Raw genomic sequence first — 15,694 nt, 5'->3', positions numbered from 1 at the left:
TGTGCGACGCGTGATCGAGTTTCGCGGGGCGGGCCAGGCGGAGTTCACCGAACGTCTGGACACGGTGATCGACATCTATACCGCCGCCATGCGCCCGCCCACGGACCAGATCACCGGCCGCAAGGCCATCATGCGAAATCACGGCACATATCCCTACTTCCAGTGCTACTTCGCTGAATTGCGCGGGGGCCCGGAGACTCCGGACTTGGCCGAGGTTCCGACGCTGAGTGAGCGCAGGCGGTGGTTCACGGCCTCGATGCCGGGCGCCTCACCGAGCAGCCTGATCGCCACGGAGCCGAACACCACGCGGGGCGCCGCTGGAACGCGACACCCCGGCGGCGCGTCCAGCCCGAAGATCGTCGGCTTCGCCTACGGCTTCCGGGGCGCCCCGGGTCAGTGGTGGCACGACGTCGTGTTCCGCGCGCTGGAGAGCCGTGCGGGCAGGGAGGCCGCCGAAGCCTGGCTGGGCAACGCCTTCGAACTGGCCGAGATCCACATGCACCCCGACTACCAGGGCAAGGGCATCGGCCGGGCCATGATCACCACCCTGTGCGCGGGCCGCCCCGAGCGTTCGGCGGTCCTGTCCACGCACGACCGCCCCACCATGGCCCGCCACCTGTACGCCAGCATGGGCTTCACCGACCTGCTGAGCCCGTTCCTCTTCCCTGGCGGTTACGAGCAGTACGCGATCTTGGGCAGACGCCTCCCGCTGACCTGATCGGCCCGCGTGGCATGCGCGCCAGGCCGACCGTCCAAGAACAGCGGAACGTACCAGCGCGGCTCCCCTCCCGTCCGCGACACGATCGCCATAATTGAGCTGATCAGGCTGGTCAGGCGGGATACTCGTGGCCATCGTCCGGGTCATCCCGAGCACCTCCCCCTTCACCGACACCCGTGACACGCCACTCGGCGAGCATGCCGCCGCCCGGGCGTCCGGCAGGAGGAACACATGCGTCTCGTCGCACAGATCGGACTGGCCGCCACCCTCATGGTGAGCCCAGGCGCCCCGGCCGAGCAGGTCACCACGCTTGCCGCTACATCGGGAGATACGAAAGGCGGCAAGAACCACATTCCCAAGGCGCTGAAGAAGGTCCCGTGGCTCCGTATCCTCCCTTGGAACCCGCGCCAGGCCAGCCATGTCCGGATATTCGTGCACTGCCCCAAGAAGGCCAATCACGCGATCATCGGCTCCACCGCGTTCCAGTTGAAGGGGTCGAGACGTATCTACCGGGAGGTGGGGATGGGATTCTCCGACCGGGGCCTGGGGCACCGCGGCGTGTCCATCTCCTACTACGCCCTGCCGGGGTGGCACAAGGCGCTCCTGAAGTGCGTCAAGGTCACGATGAACAAGAAGACCCGCATCAGCCGGACCCGGGTGCTCGGCCGGGACGCCATCCCCCTCTACGTGCGCAGGTTCAGCATCTGGCAGTACTTCAACTAGGCCGGAGCGTTCACGTTCAGGCAACCGACAGCGGTCTGCATGCGGACGTAAGCCCGCTGTAAGCACGTTACAGGCGACCTGCGCATCAATGGTGACGCAAGCCTTCAACGGGCCCGCACGGTTCACGCCATCACATAGGAGATCCCGATGAACCGCACCATCCGCAGCCTGCTCGGAGTCACCGCCACCGCCGGCCTCCTCGCCCTGGGCGTCCCGGCCCTCAGCGCCGCCGCGAACGCGTCGACCACATCCACCGCGGGCATCACCAGCGCGACCTTCAAGGGTCTCCGGCAGGCCCAGCCCTTCCTGTTCACTTACACCTTCAACGGCCATCTCAAGGTCGCCGGCGGCAATTTCACCGTCAACCGCCGGGTCTACCTGGCCGTCAAGTTCACCACCGGCCGGGTGGCGTTCGCCAGGTGGGAGATCGCCCGGCCGCACCCCATCACCCCCGGCGGGGCCATCTATGTGGAGACGACGATCGCCGCTCCCTGCTCCGGGTTCAAGAACGGCTACGCCCGCGCGTACGACGAGGCCACCAAGACGTGGTCTCCTCAGCTTCCGGTGGAGATCTGCCAGCGGATCGACTGAGCCCTAGTACGACGGTTGGCGGGACGCCGTCGGCGGCCCGCCGCTGCCTGGCAGCTGAACCACCGCCGACCAGGCTTGCCCCTCCCCGAAACGCCATCCCGCGACCACCGGATAGGGAAGAGCGTCGGCATCGGACCCGAAATAGAACGCGCCGTCGGCACGGGCGGTGTCCTCGTCTCGGCACAGGTGCCGCAGATGCTCGCTCAGCCCAGGATGGGCGATGGAGGACAGCGGGCCGTCCCAGCGGGGATCCACCCCGTACGCCGGCTCCAGCGGGAAGAGGTGGCCGGGGCCGCGCAGGGTGCCGGTGGCGGCCCGCATCGCGTCCATCACTGAGCCGTCGGTGTGCGCGCGGAACATGACCGTCATGTAGGCCTGTTTCAGGTCCGCCGGTTTCATGCCGCGCTCGACGAGGATCCGCCCCAGCTCCGCACCCGGTAGCCCGTCCTCCAGGCCGTCGATGCCGTGCCCGGAGTCCTCGCCATAGAAGAGCGAGCGGCCCAGGTCGATGGTCCAGTGAGGCGCGATCAGGTCCCAACCCTCCAGCAGCTTGCCCAGAACCGGAATGGTGGGAAACGGCGCCCGGACGAGCTCTCCCCGGGCCAGCGGGCCGATGTCGAACCCCTTCTTGAACAGCTCGAACGATAGATCGTCGCAGCAGTAGTAGACGCCGTAGGAGGCGCTCGGGTCGTGCTCGTCCACCGGCTTGCCGAGCAGGACAGCGAAGGCGCGGGCCAGGATGTCGTCCCAGGCATCCCGGGGTGTGGCGGTCATCACGGCTCCGATCGACGCGTCAAGGTGGGCGCCACTCTAGACGCCGGCCCCGACATCCCCGCCGCGTCCGGCATGTACGTAGACGGCCAACGACACGCACGTCACGGCGGCAAGCCGGGGAACCCCGTAACCGTTCCCCTGGACAGGCCCCAGCCCCGGTCGGCGGTTGGGGCCCACCGGGCTCAGCCGTACAGAAAACTGCTTTTCATGTGAACGAGCATCACGCGGACAGCGCCTCCACCACGGACAGCCGCTCGAACACCTCGCGCGTCGCGCTCGACCGGTTGAAGGTGATGAAGTGGATGCCCGGCGCGCCCTCATTGAGCAGCCGCTGGCAGAGCTCCACCCCGTGGTCGATCCCCAGCCGCCGCACGGCCGCCGGGTCGTCGGCCACCTCCTCGAAGCGGGCCGCCAGCTCCGCCGGGAACGGCGCCCCCGACAGCTGCTCCGACCTGGCGATCGTGCTCATCTGCGTGACCGGCATGATGCAGGGGATGATCGGCGTGTCGCAGCCCTGCGCCGCCACCCGGTCGCGCAGCCGCAGATAGTCGTCCGCCTGGAAGAACATCTGGGTGATCGCGTAGTCGGCCCCCGCCCGGCACTTGCGGACGAAGAAGTCGGTGTCGGACTCGATCGACGGCGAGCGCGGGTGTTTGTACGGGAACGCCGCCACGCCCACGCAGAAGTCGCCCACCTGCCGGATCAGCCGCACGAGCTCCTCGGCGTAGAGGACGCCCTCGGGATGCTGGACCCACTCCCCCGTCGGGTCGCCCGGAGGGTCGCCCCGTACGGCGAGGATGTTGCGCACGCCCGCGTCCGCGAAGCGGCCGATCAGGTGGCGCAGCTCGCGGATCGAGTGGTTGACGGCGGTGAAATGCGCCACAGGAGTGAGTGTGGTGTCGTGGGCCAGCCGTTCGACGATGTCCACCGTGCGGTCACGGCTGGAGCCGCCCGCGCCGTACGTCACGGACACGAACGTCGGCCGCAGCGACTCCAGCTCCCTGATCGCCCGCCACAGCTGCCGCTCCCCCTCGTCGGTCTTCGGCGGGAAGAACTCGAAGGAGAACGACCGTGCACCGGAGGCGAGAAGCTCGCGGACGGTGGGGACACGATCGGGCAGGATGGAGGGTCGACCAAGCGCCATGTGGACCAGGCTACCGCCACATGCCCCGTCCCTGGAGATCCGCCGCCACTGCCTGGCCACTAGTCTCAGTGCTATGACCACTGACGCCGCGAGCCTGGACGCCCTGCGTACCGAGGTGGACGCCGCGCTGCGGAAGTTCGTCGAACGGCAGCTGCCCGCTCCCGGCGACACCGAACTCGAACCGCTCCGCGCGGCCGCCGACGACCTGTTGTCCGGCGGCAAGCGGCTGCGCCCGGCCTTCTGCTACTGGGGCTGGCGTGGCGCGGGCGGCACCGACGTGCCCGAGATCTTCACCGCCGCCGCGTCCCTGGAGCTCCTCCAGGCCAGCGCCCTGGTGCACGACGACGTGATGGACAAGAGCGACCTGCGCAGGGGCATGCCGTCCGCGCACCGCCGCTTCCAGGCCATCCACGAGAAGTCGGCCTGGCACGGCTCGGCGGAGCAGTTCGGCGAGGGCGCGGCGATCCTGCTGGGCAACCTGCTGCTGATCTGGTCCGGCGAGATGTGGCGCAGCAGCGGCCTGCCGCCCGAGTCACTCGCGGCGGCGCAGCCGGTGCACGACCACATGCGTACCGAGCTGATGTGCGGCCAATACCTCGACCTGCTGGAGCAGGCGCACGGCGAGAACACCTTCGAGTCCGCCCTGCGCGTCGCCCTCTACAAGAGCGGCAAATACTCCGTCGAACAACCGCTCCGCCTCGGCCTGGTGCTCGCCGCCGGCGGGCTGGCGCCGTGGATGGACGAGCTCTGCATGGAGTACGGCCGGCGCGTGGGCATCGCGTTCCAGCTGCGCGACGACATCCTGGGCGTGTTCGGAGATCCGGCGCAGACCGGCAAACCGGCGGGCGACGACCTGCGCGAGGGCAAGCGGACGATGCTGGTCGCCAGGACGCTGGCCGCGGCCTCGCCCGGCGACGCCGAGACCGTGCGAGCCCTGCTCGGCGACCCTGGGCTCGACGAGCACGGGGTGAGCGTGCTGCGGGGCATCATCGAGGGCACGGGGGCGCTGCGGGCGTGTGAGGACATGATCGGCGACTACCTCGCCGAGGCACTGACGTTCCTCGGCAAGGCGCCCATCACGCCGGAGGCCCGCGCGGCCCTGTCGAGCCTGGCGGTGGCCGCCACCTCACGCACCACCTGAACCCGGCGACCGCACGCACGACGCACCGTCCAACGCACCACACGGCACGCACGACGCACCGTACGCACGACGTATCGCAGGGGCCAGGCGCCGCGCCCGTCAGCCGGCCAGGCGCTTGGCGAACTCCGCTGCCGCGGCGCCCGGATCGTCGGCGTCCGTGATGGCGCGTACCACCACGACCCGTTCGACCCCGTACGACCTGACCTGGTCGAGATTGGCAAGGTCGATCCCGCCGATCCCGAACCACGGCCGCCCGCCACCCAGCGACGCCGCGTGCCGGAGCAGCGACGGCCCCGGCGCGTGGCGGCCCGGCTTGGTCGGCGTGGGCCAGACAGGACCGCAGCAGAAGTAGTCGACGCCCTCCTCCACGGCCGCGGCGGACGCCTCGGCGGTGGAGTGGGTGGACCGTCCGATGAAGACGTCGTCGCCGAGTATCTCTCGCGCGACCTTCACCGGAAGATCGTCCTGCCCCAGGTGGAGCACGTCGGGCCGGGCGGCGTAGGCGATGTCGGCCCGGTCGTTGACCGCCAGCAGCCTGCCGTGCCGGTCGCAGGCGTCGCGGAAGACCTCGAGGAGCGCGAGCTCTTCGCGCGCCTCAAGCCCCTTCTCCCGCAGCTGGACGATGTCCACGCCGGCGGCCAGCACCGCGTCGAGGAAGTCCGCCAGATCACCGCGTTCGCGGCGGCCGTCTGTGCAGAGGTAGAGGCGGGCGTCAGAAAGCGAGGGCTTGGGCACGCCGCTTGACCTCGGTATGACGACCGGCCCTGATGGCGTCGACAGGCGAGCCAGGTAGGGAGTCGTCGGGGGTGAAGAGCCACCGGAGCGACTCGACATCGTCGTAACCGGAGTCCCGCAGCACCGAGAGGGTGCCAGGCAGGCCCTTCATCACGTCCTTTCCGTCAAGGAACACCGCGGGCACTTGTGGCCCGCCACCACCCCGGCGTACACCCAGCAGCTTGCGGTCCTTGAGGAGTTGCTTGGCCCGCCCCAGTGAGAGGTCGAGGCGCGCGGCCACTTCGGGGAGAGTGAGCCACTCGGCGACGAGTTGGTCGGTCTCCCGGTCGATCTGCGCAACAGAAAGCGTCACGAAACCACAACTACCACATGCCGTGCTTGCTCAAACAACACAATCCCGTAGGGAGACGTCGGGATCTACCAGGCGTTCGGCGTCGACGCGGTGGCCGCCTTCGATGATTCTGCGGCCCTGTACGAGATCCCGTGGCCGATCCACGGCGAGTACCGCGGCCAGGGTGTCGTCCGAATTGAGCCAGCAGGCCGACCATTTGCCTTCGAGCTCGCCCCGATAGAGGAGGCGGTCTCCGGCCGGGTGGTGGCCCGCGTACTGGACCATGTGGCCGAATTGCTCGGACCAGAAATAGGGCACCGGGTCGTACACCGAATCCCCGCCCAGCAGCGAGACGGCGGCCACCTCGGGTGAGTTGAGCGCGGCGTCCCAGTGCTCGACCCTGAGCCGGGTCTCGAAACGGCGCGACCACCAGGCGGCGCAGTCGCCCACCGCCACGACGTTCGGCAGGGAGGTGCGCATGTGCTCGTCGGTGACGACGCCGTTGTCCAGGTCGATGCCGGAGCCCGCCAGCCAGCCGACGGTCGGGCGCACCCCGACGCCGGTGACGACGACGTGCGCCTCGATGAAGCGGCCGTCGGCCAGCGTGACGCCGCCCTCGTCCACGGAGCCGACCAGGGTGTCGAGCCGCAGGTCGATGTCCTCGTACCAGCCCTGGGTGCGGGCACCGATCTCGGGCCCGACCGCCTGGGCGAGCGGGGTGGGGCCGGCCTCGATCACGGTCACCGCGCAGCCGGCCCGGCGGGCGGCGGTGGCGACCTCGGCGCCGATCCAGCCGGCGCCGATGATCACCACGCGGGCGCCCTTGACGAGCCGGGCGCGCAGTTCCAGAGCGTCGTCCAGGGTGCGCAGCACGTGCTGCTGGCCGTCGCCGGGCAGCGTGATCGGCTCGGCTCCGGTGGCGATGACCAGACCGTCATAGCCGAGCTCGCCCTCGGAGGTCTCGACGACGCCAGGCCGCAGCGATTTGGCCGAGACGCCCGGCCAGAAGTCCACCTCCAGCACCGCGAGGTCGGCGTCGACGAAGCTGGAGTCACTGCTGCCGGACAGCACCGCCTTCGACAGGGGCGGGCGATCGTAGGGCCGGTGCCGTTCCTGCCCGATGAGGGTGATCCTGCCGTCGAACCCTCTCGCGCGGAGCGCCTCGACACTACGTACGCCCGCCAGTCCGGCGCCTGCCACCACGACATGATTCACGTTCAAGACCATAACGGGGGCCGTGCCGGATCGTCGCGCCGAGGCCGTAGGCTGGGGGCGTAAGACGCGCGGGAGTCCGGCCGTTTACCGGGCTGAGAGGAAGGCTGCACCGGGCCTTCGACCGCAAGACACCTGATCCGGATCATGCCGGCGAAGGGAGCGGATGTGGACATCGTCGTAGGCGGCGGGATCGTCGGGCTGTCCATCGCCTGGCGCCTGGCCCGCTCCGGACGGCCGGTCACCGTGGTCGACCCGGCTCCGGCCTCGGGGGCCTCGCACGCGGCGGCAGGCATGCTGGCCCCGGTGAGTGAGGTCACCTACACAGAGGAACCACTGCTCCGGCTGGGCCTCGCCAGCCTGCGCCGCTGGCCGTCCTTCGCCTCCGAACTCGCCGCCGACGCCGGCCTTGAGGCTGGTACGGGCTTTGGCGCTGGTACGGGGCTTGAGGCTGACGGAAGTGAGCCCAGCGGGCCTGGGGCGTCTGACGAGGCTATGAGGGGGCTCAGCGACGCGGCGCGGGCCGGGCTGGACTTCCGGGTCGATGGGACGCTCGCTGTGGCGTTCGGGACCGACGATCTGGCGGCGCTCGGGGAACTGGCCGCGTTCATGGAGAAGTTGGGGCTACCGGTCGAACGGCTGACCGGGCGCGAGTGCCGCCGGCTGGAGCCCATGCTGGCGCCCTCCGTCCGTGGCGGGCTGCTGGCCCGGGGTGACGCGTGGGTGGACCCGCGCCGCGTCACCACCGCGCTCCTGGCCGCCCTCGATCGCCTGGGCGTCCCGCTCGTACGGGCTCGCGTGAGCGAACTGCTCCGCGACGGCGACAAGGTCGTAGGTGTACGCCTCACACCCGCGGACCCGTCGCCCGCCCCGGACAGGCCGCTCACCCTGGACCGGTCGCCGGCCCCGGACGGGCCACCCGCTCAGGACCCGGCACGACGCACGCCTCATGCCCACCAGCTCTCGGGCGAGGACCCCGTGCGGCCTGCGCCTCCGGTCGGCGAGGACGCCATACCCGCGAGCGACCCCACCCAGGCGAACGTGCCCGACGAGATCCGGGGCGAGCGGGTCGTTCTGGCGGCCGGGGCGTGGAGTGCCGGGTTGGTCGATGTTCCGGTGCGACCGGTCAAGGGGCAGATCATGCGGCTGCGCTCCCCCCAGCCGCTGCTCGGCAGATGCGTGCGCGGGACGGTGCACGGGGCCTCCGTCTATCTGGTGCCGAGGGGTGATGGCGAGTTGGTGGTCGGGGCGACGCAGGAGGAGCTGGGGTTCGACACGAGAGTGACGGCGGGCGGGCTGTACGAGCTGCTGCGGGACGCCCGCGAGCTGGTGCCGGGCGTCACCGAGTTGGAGGTGGCCGACGTGGAGGCGGGGTTGCGGCCGGGCACGCCGGACAACGTTCCGCTCATCGGGCCCAGCGGCACACCGGGGCTGGTGCTGGCCACCGGGCATCACCGGGGCGGGGTGCTGCTGGCCCCGCTCACGGCGGCCATTGTGCTGGGCGAGGAGGGCGAGATGGCGGAGCTGTGCTCGCCATTGAGGTATCGGGATATTTCATGAATGTGACCATCAACGGGGCCGCGCATGAGGTGCCCGACGGCACCACTGTGGCGCAGGCCGTACTCACGCTGACGGCGGCCACGACCGGCGTGGCCGTGGCCGTGAACGACGAGGTGGTGACGCGGAGCGCCTGGGAGACGACGGCGCTCGGCGACCGCGACCGCGTGGAGGTTCTGACGGCGGTGCAAGGTGGATGATCTGCTGATCGCCGGGGAGAAGTTCTCCTCCCGGCTCATCATGGGCACCGGCGGCGCGCCGTCGCTGGAGGTGCTCGACCACGCGCTGGTCGCGTCCGGCACCGAGCTGACGACCGTCGCCATGCGGCGGCTCGACCCCGGTGCGCCCGGCTCGGTGCTCGACGTACTGCGCGAGCGCGGCATCAAGGTCCTCCCCAACACCGCCGGCTGCTTCACCGCCGGCGACGCCGTGCTGACCGCCCGGCTGGCCAGGGAGGCGCTCGGCACGAACTGGGTCAAGCTCGAAGTCATCGCCGACGAGCGGACGCTGCTGCCGGATCCGATCGAGACGTTCGACGCGGCGGAACGGCTGGTGGCCGACGGGTTCGTGGTGCTGCCGTACATCGGGGACGACCCGGCGCTGGCGCGCCGCCTGGAGCTGGCCGGGTGTGCGGCGGTGATGCCGCTCGGCGCGCCGATCGGCTCGGGCCTCGGCATCCGCAACCCGCACAACATCGAGCTCATCGTGGAGGCGGCCTCGGTGCCGGTGATCCTCGACGCGGGCATCGGTACGGCCAGCGACGCCGCCCTGGCCATGGAGCTGGGCTGCGACGCCGTACTCCTGGCCACGGCCGTCACCAGGGCACAGCGGCCGGAACTGATGGCGACGGCCATGAGAGCGGCGGTCCAGGCGGGCCGGCTCGCCCGCCAGGCGGGCCGCATCCCCCGCCGCCGCTACGCGGAGGCCTCCTCCCCGACGGGCCCGTAGCCCCGGTCCGCGCCCTTCCGCGCGGCCTGCACCCGCACCTTGGCGCGGCCGCCGACGGGCGCGGCACCAGACCGGCACTCGACGGTGTCCGGCCGGGCCACGGTCTTCCGTCCGGATGGGGTGGTGCTCGAGCGCCCAGCAGCGCCCGCGCACAGCACGCCTGCGGACCCCCGGCCAGCAGACCCCAGTCCAGCAGGCCCCGGGCCGGCAGACAGCAGGCCTGCAGATCCCCCAGACCCCAACCCCCCGCAGCCCGATACCCTCGTGGGAGTGGCGGGACGTCGGTGGCTTATGTCCGATTAAGCGGAAAATGGGGGCATTCCAACGAGCACGGCTCGGCATCGGTTTCGGATGGTCAGGCCTTGCCAGTGGCAAAACGCCCGTAAACTCAGCGGGGTGGACACGACGACTGCGGACCCCCTGGTCGGCCGGCTGCTCGATGGGCGCTATCGCATCGAGTCCCGGATCGCGCGGGGCGGTATGGCGACCGTCTACCTGGCGCTAGACGTCCGGCTTGACCGCACGGTCGCGCTGAAGGTCATGCATCGCTCGCTCGCCGAGGACCCGGCGTTCGTGCGGCGATTCATCGGCGAGGCCAAGTCTGTGGCCAGCCTCTCCCACCCCAACGTGGTGCACGTCTTCGACCAGGGCACCGACACCGACGTGGTCTATCTGTCGATGGAGTACGTCCCTGGCAAGACGCTCCGCGACACCCTGCGCGACCGGGGCAGGCTGCCCGCCCGCGAAGCGCTGGAGATCATGATACCGGTGCTCGCGGCATTGGGCGCGGCCCATCAGGCCGGGATGGTGCACCGCGACGTCAAGCCCGAGAACGTGCTGCTCACCGACGACGGCCGGGTCAAGGTGGTGGACTTCGGCCTGGCGCGGGCGATCGAGGCCACCAACCAGACCCGTACCGGCGTGATGATCGGCACGATCGGCTACATGTCGCCCGAGCAGGTCATGACGGGCGGCGCCGACGTGCGGAGCGACGTCTACGCGGCGGGCATCATGCTGTTCGAGCTGGTGACCGGCCAGCAGCCCTACGACGGCGAGACGCCGATGTCGGTGGCCTACCGGCACGTCCATGACACCGTGCCGCCGCCGTCGTCGGTGGTGCCGGAGGTGCCGCCGCTGATCGACACGCTGGTGACGCACGCCACGGCGCGCTCTCCCGACGACCGTCCCGCCGACGCGACCGCGATGCTGGTGGCGGCCGTGGACGCGCACCGCATGCTGCCCCGTATGACGACGCCGCCGGCGCACACGCGGACGTCCCAGGCGCACTCGATGCCGTACTCTGCGCCGGGTTCCAGACCCGGCACCGCGCCGCTCCAGATGCCGCAGGCGGCGCCGAACCACACGTTGATCCAGCCGCGCGAGGAGGTGCCCGCGCGGCGCGCCGGTTTCCGGCCCAACTGGTTCCTGGTCGTGCTCGCCGTCGTCATGGTGGTGGCGGTGGCGTTGACGGGCTGGTACTTCTCGCAGGCCACGTACGTACCGGTGCCCGACCTGGTCGGCACGGACCTGGCGGTCGCCCAGAAGGCCGCCACCACCAGTGGCTTCAAGGTGAAGACGGCCGCTGGCGAGAACGACGAGAAGATCGCCGAGGGCCTCGTCCTCCGCACCGACCCGGGACGGAACGTCGAGCTCAAGCGCGGCTCGGTCCTCACGCTAGTGCCCTCGCTGGGGCCGAAGCGGGTGCTGGTGCCCAACGTCGAGGGCATGTCCGAGCCCGAGGCCCGCACCGCGGTCGCCAAGGCCGGGCTCGACGTCAATCGCGTCAGCCGGCTGGCCAATCAGGGGGTCGAGCGCGGCAAGGTGATCCGCACCTCCCCCGAGGTGGGCGAGAAGGTCAAGGAAGGCTCGAAGGTCAACATCTACGTCAGCGCGGGGCTGGTGATGCCCGACGTCTCCGGCATGCCCAAGGACGAGGCGGCCAACTACCTCACCACCCAGGGCTTCGGGGTGCAGGTCAACGAGGTTGATGACGACGCCGAGCCGTGCACGGTGATCGCGCAGGCGCCGAAGGCCAAGTCCGAGGTCGACAAGGGCGCACAGGCCATGATCACGGTGGCCCGGTGCCAGACCGACTTCTGGGAATGGTTCAAGGGCGACAACGAGGCGCGTGACGACCAGGAGTTCCAGCTCGTCCCGTCGGTGGTGGGGAAGAACACCAACGACGCCCGCAACGAGTTACAGGGGCTCGGCTTCAAGGTGCAGGTCCGCAAGCTCACGAAGGATGGAGTCGTCCGGTTCCAGCGCCCGGCGGGCAACAGCGAGCGCCCGCCCGGCGCGACGGTCGTCCTCTGGCAGTGACCTCGGCGGCCGGTCAGGCGAGGTTGCCGTGGAGCCGGACCCTCGCCAGCCCGCCGTCGGGGTAGATGTCGACGCGCACCCGTGTGACCGGCTCGTCGCCCTCCAGCCGGAACCGGTGCGGGGTGTCGGGCTGCAACCGCGTCCTGGCCAGCAGCCCGACCTCACGGTCACCGTCGTACCCGGTCAGTGACACCCACCCGGGCGCGTTGAACAGCAGGTTCGTGGTGTCGATCTCGGCGAGCCGGATGACGCCCCGGGCGGCGAGCCGGATGACCAGCCACTCGTTCCCCTCCTCGCGCCGCCGCGCGGTCTCCCAGCCCTCCGCCTGGTGGCGGGCCAGCCCGGGGGCGAGGACGTTGTCGGGGGCCGAGTAGAACTCGTTGGAGCAGGCGATGACGCGGCCCCCGTTCGCCAGGGCGGCCAGGTCGAGGCTGAGCCCGTCGTACAGGGACAGATCCGGCCGGACCTCACCGTGCACGCGCAGCCGCGCGATGCCGCCGTCGGGGTACATGTTCAGCCGGACGTGCGTATAACGGGATTCGTCGGTCACCTCGAAAGGGTGCTCGGTGTCGCCTTTGAGGTCGTTTCTCGGCACGATCTCCACCCACGGGGCGTCGGCGAGCTCGGCGGGCGACGGGTAGCCGTCCACGGCCACGGCCTCGACCGACGCGTGGGGCGGGTAGTTGCCCTTGAACCAGGCCGTGTCGATCACCACGCCGCGCACGACACCCGGCAGGCCGAGCCGGACGATCGCCCAGTCGTGACCGGGCTCGCGACGGCGGCGGGTCTCCCAGCCGTCGTAGACCTGGCCCTTGTTGCCGAACGTCTCCGCCTGGAAGCCGGGCCGTCCCGGCCGGATCAGGCTCTCCTTCTCGGCGAACGACTCGTCGCTGGCGGCGACGACCGACCCGCCGAGGGTACGGAGCGCGAGGTCGGGCAGCGCGGTGAAGCGGGGCATCTACTGCTCTCCCAACAGGAAGGCTCCGTGCGGTACGCCGTCGGCGGGCCGGCCGCGGAGCCAGGTGGTGAGGACGGCGCCCTTGAGGAGGTGGCCGTGGTACGGGGTCACCGGGTTCTTGTGGTGCAGCCGGGCCGCGTCGACCGCGTTGACCCCGGTGGGATCAAAAGCCACCAGATCGGCATCATTGCCCACCTTTATCGCGCCTTTTCGGGAAATATGGGCCATTGCCGCTGGTTGGGTGGACATCCAGCGCACCACGTCCGCCAGCCCGTGCCCCCGACGCGACGCCTCCGTCCACACGGCCGGCAGGCCGAGCTGGAGCGAGGCGATGCCGCCCCAGGCCGCCGCGAACGAGGGCACCTTGAGATCCGCCGGAGAGGGCGAGTGGTCGGAGACCACGCAGCTCAGCACGCCGCTCGCCAGCCCGTCCCAGAGCCGGTCACGATTGGCGGCGGAGCGGATCGGCGGGCAGCACTTGTAGGCGGTGTCGCCCTCGGGCACCTGTTCGGCGGCCAGCGTCAGGTAGTGGGGACAGGTCTCGGCCGTGACGCGCACCCCTTCGGCCTGGGCGGCCGCCAGCGGCTCCAGGCAGTCGGCGCTGGAGACGTGCAGGATGTGCACCCTGGCGCCGGTCTCCCTGGCCAGCCGGATCACCTGCTCGACCGCGCTGCGCTCGGCAGCGCCCGGCCGGGAGTCCACGAACTCCCGGTAGGTCGGACCCGTCGGCTCGGCGAGCAGCGCCGGGTCTTCGGCGTGCACGACCATGAGGCCGTCGAACCCGGCGAGCTCCGTGAGCGCCGACCGTACCTCCGAGGGACTCAACGGCGGGAACTCCTCCACGCCCGACGGCGACAGGAAGCACTTGAAGCCGTGGACACCACGGTCGTGCAGCGGGCGCAGGTCCTTGAGGTTGCCCGGGATCGCCCCGCCCCAGAAGCCGACGTCCACGTGGCACTGCCCGGCGGCGGCGCGCAGCTTGGCGTCGAGCGCGTCCACCGTGACGGTGGGCGGGAGCGAGTTGAGCGGCATGTCCACGATCGTGGTGACCCCGCCCGCCGCGGCCGCCCTGGTCGCCGAGGCGAACCCCTCCCAGTGGGTGCGGCCCGGTTCGTTGACGTGCACGTGGGTGTCGACCAGGCCGGGCAGCAGCGCGAGATCGCGCAGGTCGATGTCCTCGGCCGCCCCGAGCGCGTCGCCGTACGCGCCGATCGCGACGATCCGGCCGTCGCGAACGGCCACCGAAGCGGCCCGCTCTCCGTCGGGGGTGACGGTCCTGCGCGATCGGACCACGAGGTCGTAGCCGGTCATGTTCGCCCCTTCCTGGTCAAAGCCCCTGGCCCACAGCGGTCACAGGCGGTCGGCGGCGAGCTTGGCGGCCAGGCGTTCGAGGAGCGCGCCGGCGTCGGCCATGCAGCGGACCGGGTCGGGTTCCAGGTCGGTGAGCGCGTAGGCGGCCTCGATGCCCGCCGCCTGGAGCTCGGCGTCGGACAGGGTACGGCGGCCACAGACGGCGACCACGGGCACCCCCGCCCGGGCGGCCGCCTGGGCGACGCCGATGGGGGCCTTGCCCCGCAGCGACTGCTCGTCCAGCGAGCCCTCACCGGTGACCACCAGACGGGCACCCTTGACGTGCTCCCCGAACCCGAGCAGGTCGAGGAGGTAGTCGATGCCCGGCTGAACCTCCGCGTGCAAGAACGCCAGCGCGGCGAACCCCACGCCGCCCGCGGCCCCCGCGCCGGGCGCCCCGGCGACGCCCATCGGGCGGGGCACGTCGTCGTGCTCGACGGCGCCCGCGAGCCCGTGCGTCCGCGTGGCAACGGCGGCGAGGCGGGAGAGCGCGCGCTCCAGGACCGGCACGTCCTCCAGCGTCGCCCCCTTCTGGGGACCGTAGACGGCCGCGGCGCCGTGCGGGCCGAGGAGCGGGTTGTCGACGTCGCTGGCCACCACCACCTCGACGCCCGACATATCCGTGAAACTGGTGATGTCGATGCGGTCGAGCCTGCTCAGGGCCGCTCCGCCGTACTCCAGCTCGTCGCCCTGAGCGTCGAGGAAGCGGGCACCGAGCGCCTGCGCCATGCCCGCGCCCCCGTCGGTGCAGGCGCTGCCGCCCAGGCCCAGGACGACGCGCTTGGCGCCCTGGCGGATCGCGTCGGCGACGAGTTCGCCGGTGCCGTAGCTCGTGGCGGTGAGCGGTTCGTGGCCGCCGGGGAGGCGGCGCAGCCCGGACGCCTCGGCGAGCTCGACGACGGCCGTGTCCCCACGCCGCGCGTACGAGGCCTGGACCGGCTCGCCGGTCGGCCCGGTGACCTGGCGGGAGACCCGGGTGAAGCCGCAGGCCACGACGGCGTCCACGGTGCCGTCGCCCCCGTCGGCGACGGGCAGCTCGACCGTCGGGACGCCGAGCCCCGCCGACACGTGGGCCGCCACCTCGGCGGCGGTCAGCGACCCCTTGAACTTGTCAGGGGCAACGAGCACATGCTCAACCACTACGAACTCCCAAACGGTGACGAACGGCGAACGGTCCCGCATCCGTGGAGACG

The 15,694-nt window shown here is 71.0% G+C and carries 16 protein-coding genes and 1 riboswitch; of the genes, 8 read left to right on the top strand and 8 right to left on the bottom strand.

The features are described 5' to 3' along the window. Positions 1-10 precede the first annotated feature (10 nt). From AB0B91_RS12955 to AB0B91_RS12945, 3 genes are all read left to right on the top strand, one after another. Positions 11-718, top strand: a complete 708-nt coding sequence (locus tag AB0B91_RS12955; protein ID WP_358318475.1) for a GNAT family N-acetyltransferase — start codon at positions 11-13, stop codon at positions 716-718. 231 nt (positions 719-949) lie between these two features. After that, complete coding sequence (locus AB0B91_RS12950) at positions 950-1,441, top strand: hypothetical protein (protein ID WP_358318474.1); 492 nt, start codon at positions 950-952, stop codon at positions 1,439-1,441. Positions 1,442-1,588: 147 nt separating this feature from the next. Then, positions 1,589-2,032, top strand: coding sequence for a hypothetical protein (locus AB0B91_RS12945; RefSeq protein ID WP_358318473.1), 444 nt, complete (start codon positions 1,589-1,591; stop codon positions 2,030-2,032). A gap of 3 nt (positions 2,033-2,035) precedes the next feature. On the opposite strand, the gene AB0B91_RS12940 is transcribed toward AB0B91_RS12945, so the two are convergent. Together AB0B91_RS12940 and metF are read right to left on the bottom strand one after the other, a co-directional pair. Then, complete coding sequence (locus tag AB0B91_RS12940) at positions 2,036-2,806, bottom strand: hypothetical protein (protein WP_358318472.1); 771 nt, start codon at positions 2,804-2,806, stop codon at positions 2,036-2,038. Between the two features lie 220 nt (positions 2,807-3,026). Beyond that, the gene (metF, locus tag AB0B91_RS12935) at positions 3,027-3,950 is read right to left on the bottom strand and encodes a methylenetetrahydrofolate reductase [NAD(P)H] (protein ID WP_358318471.1); all 924 of its coding nucleotides are present in this window, start codon (positions 3,948-3,950) and stop codon (positions 3,027-3,029) included. A gap of 73 nt (positions 3,951-4,023) precedes the next feature. Here metF and AB0B91_RS12930 point away from each other — a divergent pair, with 73 nt between their 5' ends. After that, on the top strand, positions 4,024-5,091 hold the full coding sequence (locus AB0B91_RS12930) for a polyprenyl synthetase family protein (protein WP_358318470.1): 1,068 nt from the start codon (positions 4,024-4,026) through the stop codon (positions 5,089-5,091). A gap of 99 nt (positions 5,092-5,190) precedes the next feature. On the opposite strand, the gene thiE is transcribed toward AB0B91_RS12930, so the two are convergent. The 3 genes from thiE to AB0B91_RS12915 are packed head-to-tail and all read right to left on the bottom strand — an operon-like array spanning position 5,191 to position 7,372. Beyond that, positions 5,191-5,826, bottom strand: coding sequence for a thiamine phosphate synthase (gene thiE, locus AB0B91_RS12925; RefSeq protein ID WP_358318469.1), 636 nt, complete (start codon positions 5,824-5,826; stop codon positions 5,191-5,193). Then, complete coding sequence (locus tag AB0B91_RS12920) at positions 5,804-6,178, bottom strand: Rv2175c family DNA-binding protein (protein WP_214637754.1); 375 nt, start codon at positions 6,176-6,178, stop codon at positions 5,804-5,806. Before AB0B91_RS12920 ends, thiE begins: the two co-directional genes overlap by 23 nt. A 30-nt stretch (positions 6,179-6,208) precedes the next feature. After that, the gene (locus AB0B91_RS12915; RefSeq protein WP_358318468.1) at positions 6,209-7,372 is read right to left on the bottom strand and encodes an FAD-dependent oxidoreductase; all 1,164 of its coding nucleotides are present in this window, start codon (positions 7,370-7,372) and stop codon (positions 6,209-6,211) included. A gap of 58 nt (positions 7,373-7,430) precedes the next feature. Next, a riboswitch (TPP riboswitch) is annotated at positions 7,431-7,548 on the top strand. Here AB0B91_RS12915 and AB0B91_RS12910 point away from each other — a divergent pair. From AB0B91_RS12910 to pknB, 4 genes are all read left to right on the top strand, one after another. Further along, positions 7,538-8,929 carry an FAD-dependent oxidoreductase gene (locus tag AB0B91_RS12910; protein WP_358318467.1) on the top strand — a complete coding sequence of 464 codons (1,392 nt, stop codon included), beginning with the start codon at positions 7,538-7,540 and terminating at the stop codon, positions 8,927-8,929. Its footprint overlaps the riboswitch before it by 11 nt. Next, entirely contained in the window at positions 8,926-9,126 is a 201-nt protein-coding gene (gene thiS / locus AB0B91_RS12905) for a sulfur carrier protein ThiS (RefSeq protein WP_358318466.1), read from the top strand. The genes AB0B91_RS12910 and thiS overlap by 4 nt, the downstream gene beginning before the upstream one ends. A 40-nt stretch (positions 9,127-9,166) precedes the next feature. Continuing rightward, positions 9,167-9,874 carry a thiazole synthase gene (locus tag AB0B91_RS12900; RefSeq protein WP_358319169.1) on the top strand — a complete coding sequence of 236 codons (708 nt, stop codon included), beginning with the start codon at positions 9,167-9,169 and terminating at the stop codon, positions 9,872-9,874. 396 nt (positions 9,875-10,270) lie between these two features. Then, positions 10,271-12,193, top strand: coding sequence for a Stk1 family PASTA domain-containing Ser/Thr kinase (pknB, locus tag AB0B91_RS12895; RefSeq protein ID WP_358318465.1), 1,923 nt, complete (start codon positions 10,271-10,273; stop codon positions 12,191-12,193). Positions 12,194-12,206: 13 nt separating this feature from the next. Here the strand turns inward: pknB and alc are convergent, their stop codons facing one another. From alc to AB0B91_RS12880, 3 genes are read right to left on the bottom strand one after another with little or no spacing between them, the layout of a single operon-like run. Continuing rightward, positions 12,207-13,151: an allantoicase gene (gene alc / locus AB0B91_RS12890; protein ID WP_358318464.1), complete on the bottom strand. Its 945-nt coding sequence runs from the start codon at positions 13,149-13,151 to the stop codon at positions 12,207-12,209. Next, complete coding sequence (gene allB, locus AB0B91_RS12885; RefSeq protein ID WP_358318463.1) at positions 13,152-14,462, bottom strand: allantoinase AllB; 1,311 nt, start codon at positions 14,460-14,462, stop codon at positions 13,152-13,154. 39 nt (positions 14,463-14,501) lie between these two features. Continuing rightward, positions 14,502-15,683, bottom strand: a complete 1,182-nt coding sequence (locus AB0B91_RS12880) for a glycerate kinase (RefSeq protein WP_358318462.1) — start codon at positions 15,681-15,683, stop codon at positions 14,502-14,504. Positions 15,684-15,694: the final 11 nt, after the last annotated feature.

This window comes from Nonomuraea sp. NPDC049141, assembly GCF_040648415.1.
Lineage (GTDB): Bacteria > Actinomycetota > Actinomycetes > Streptosporangiales > Streptosporangiaceae > Nonomuraea.
The sequence above is the reverse complement of the archived record's forward strand: the minus strand, read 5'-3'. Positions and strand labels throughout refer to the sequence as shown.